Genomic DNA, 2904 nt, shown 5'->3' on the forward strand with positions numbered 1-2904 from the left:
GGCGCCGCCCTCGCGGGACACGACAAGACCGGTCCTGGTGAACACCGTGCGGACACCGGCCTCCTGCGCGGGTGCGGTGGCTCCCTCCCACTCCACGCACAGAGCGGGCAGGAACCCCTCTCCCGCGGGCGCGCTCTCGTCGGCCGTCCGCTCACCGGTCTCGCCGTAGTAGCCGATGGCACTGCCGTTGACGAAGACCCGCGGCCGTTCCTTCGCGTCCAGCGAGGCCACCGCACCGGCGAGGGCCGCCGTGCCCTTCACGCGGCTGTCGCGGATCCGCTGCTTGTAGGCGTCCGTCCAGCGCCGGTCGCCGACGCCGGCCCCCGCCAGATTGACCACCGCGTGGCACCCGGCGAGCCCGGCCGCGTCCACCCGCCCGCCCTCGGGGTCCCAGCGGATCTCTCCGGCCGCCCGGGCCGTGCCGCGTACCAGGCGGCGCACCTCGTGTCCGTCGGCGGTCAGGGACCGCACCAGAGCACCGCCGATGAGACCGGACGCACCCGCCACCGCGATTCTCGAACGCTCCATGAACCCATCCTGCCGTGCGGCTCCGCAAAAACCCCCGCAAGGTCTTGATCCACCCGCCGTAGGGTGACGCCCATGCCCGAGCTCCGCGCCCCGCACATCCGCACCGCCCGGCCCGAAGACGACGGCGAGCTTGCCCTGCTCGACCGGCTCACCTGGTCACACCGGCACGCGGTGACGCCCGAGCCGCAGCCGCCCTACGCCCCCTTCTTCAGCGAGCGGCACACCCCCGAGGACTGCCTCGTCGCCGAACTCGGCGGCCCTCTCGCGGGCTATGTCCGCCTCGGTTTCCCCACTCCGCTCGACGCCAACCGGCACGTCCGCCAGATCCAGGGCCTCGCCGTCGCCGAGGACGCGCGCGGCCTGGGGGTCGGGCGGGCACTGGTCCGGGCCGCCGTCGACGAGGCCCGCCGGCGCGGCGCCCGCCGCATCACCTTGCGGGTCCTGGGGCACAACACCCCGGCCCGGGCGCTCTACGAGGCCGAGGGGTTCGTGGTCGAGGGGGTCCTGCGCGAGGAGTTCCTGCTCGGCGGGGCATACGTCGACGACGTGTTCATGGGGCGCTTCCTGTGAGCCGGAGCCAGGCGCCTGTCGTCTGGATCAGCCCGCAGACGCGGGGCCTGGCACGCGCGTCTGCGGCGTTGTCGTCGGTTGCCGACTCCTCCACGCTCGGCTGCGCTCGCGGGAGGGGCCCCATCGCGCCCCCGTCCTCCTCCGCCTCGCAGCTCCACGAGCCGGGCCCCGCTCACCGGCGTTGAGAGGACCGCCCATTCCCTGTGACCTGATCCGAACGACAGGCCCTACGACGCGGCCAGCTCGCCCGTGTCCACCGGCGCCGTCGCACCGGCGGCGTCGCGCGCGTCGGAGGCGACCTCGTCCGCCGTCAGGACGTAGCCCGTCTCGGCGTCCGTGGTGGAGCGGGCGAAGACCACGCCGAACACCCGGCCGTCCGTGGTGAGCAGCGGGCCGCCGGAGTTGCCCGGGCGGACCGTGGAGCGGATCGAGTAGATCTCCCGGGTGGCCGTCCCGTCGTTGTAGATGTTCTGGCCCGTCGCCCGCACCCGGTTCGCGACCGTCGCCGCCTGGAGGTTCAGGTCGCCGTCCTCCGGATAGCCCGCCACCACCGCCGAGTCGCCGCGCCCGGCGTCGTCGTCGAAGCGCAGCACGGGTGCCTTCAGACCCGGCACGTACAGCACGGCCACGTCCTTCTGCGGGTCGAAGAGGACCACCCGCGCCTCGTACGTCCGCCCGACCCCGCCGATCTGCACGGTCGGCTCGTCGATGCCCGCCACCACATGGGCGTTGGTCATCACGTGCTCGCGCGCGTAGACGAACCCGCTGCCCTCGCGGCCCTGCGTGCCCGCGACGCCCTCGACCTTCACCGTGCTGCGCTTGGCGGCCTCGGTGGCGGCGGCCGTGACACTGTCGCCGGTGGGCTTGGCCACCTCGGCCGTCGACTCGTTCTCGAAGGGGTTGAAGACCTGCGGGAAGCCCGCCTGCGTCAGCGCGGACGTGGCCCCCGAGAACCAGGCCGGTGTCGTGTCCGGCATCGTCCGCTGCACGGCGCCGAGCAGCCGCGAGTCCCGGATGGCCGAGGTGACCAGCGGCGACGAGGACGCGCCCAGGACGCTCGCGGCCACCCACGCCACGATCAGCACGGCCACCGCGTTGGCCACGGCCCCGCCGATCCCGTCCGCCACTCTGAGCGGCCCCCGGTCCAGCTCCCGCCGCAGCCGCAGCGCGAGGCGCCCCGCCAGTTCGTGCCCCACCACCGCCGGGAGCAGCACCGTGAACACCGCCGCCACCGTCGCCCGCGTCGTGCCCGGCTCCACCACGTCCATCACCCACGGCAGGACCCACACGCCGACGACCGCACCGCCCACGAAGCCCGCCAGCGACACACAGCCGGCCACCAGCCCGCGCCGGTACCCGGACGCCGCGTAGGCCAGAACGACCAGCAACAGCAGGATGTCGAGCAGGTCCACGCACGCCGCCTTTCTCTCGGAACCCCTTAATACGCGGGGGGAGGGCCCGGTGATCAGTCACACGCGCACGCGATGATCGGAATCGGCCACGCGGGCGTGCACTCGGAAAAACGTCGCGGACCGTGACGATGGTTCCACCAGGTGGCACATCACACATCGCGGACGGACCGGATCAGGCCGACAGTGGAAGCATGCGTGTCTGGCGAAGACGGCGTGGCGCACGCAGGCACCCCGCCGACGGGACACCCGGCACAGCCGGTCCGCCGCGCGCGGCCCGGGTCCTGCTCGGCTGCCTGCCGGGTGTCGCCGCCGTCGTGGCGCTGGTCCTGTGCGCCCACGGCGTCGAGAACGCCGCCGAGACCGGCTCCCGCGCCGCCCCCGCCCGCTCCGAAGC

Annotated in this window: 3 protein-coding genes and 1 pseudogene; 2 read left to right on the forward strand and 2 right to left on the reverse strand. The window is 73.9% G+C overall.

Going from position 1 to position 2904, the window contains the following annotated elements:
- Positions 1-528, reverse strand: a 528-nt coding sequence (locus C1J00_RS41445; RefSeq protein ID WP_146046372.1) for an NAD-dependent epimerase/dehydratase family protein, incomplete at its 3' end; no start/stop codon positions are given.
- Between the two features lie 72 nt (positions 529-600).
- Between C1J00_RS41445 and C1J00_RS41450 the strand changes: the two genes are divergently transcribed.
- Complete coding sequence (locus C1J00_RS41450) at positions 601-1098, forward strand: GNAT family N-acetyltransferase (protein WP_102913980.1); 498 nt, start codon at positions 601-603, stop codon at positions 1096-1098.
- A gap of 227 nt (positions 1099-1325) precedes the next feature.
- Here C1J00_RS41450 and C1J00_RS41455 read toward each other — a convergent pair whose 3' ends face one another.
- Positions 1326-2510, reverse strand: a complete 1185-nt coding sequence (locus tag C1J00_RS41455; protein WP_102913981.1) for a MarP family serine protease — start codon at positions 2508-2510, stop codon at positions 1326-1328.
- 191 nt (positions 2511-2701) lie between these two features.
- On the opposite strand from C1J00_RS41455, the pseudogene C1J00_RS47440 reads away from it, so the two are divergent.
- Positions 2702-2904 (forward strand): annotated as a pseudogene (locus C1J00_RS47440) (N-acetylmuramoyl-L-alanine amidase); the annotation flags it as partial.

The organism is Streptomyces cahuitamycinicus (assembly GCF_002891435.1).
Taxonomy (GTDB): domain Bacteria; phylum Actinomycetota; class Actinomycetes; order Streptomycetales; family Streptomycetaceae; genus Streptomyces; species Streptomyces cahuitamycinicus.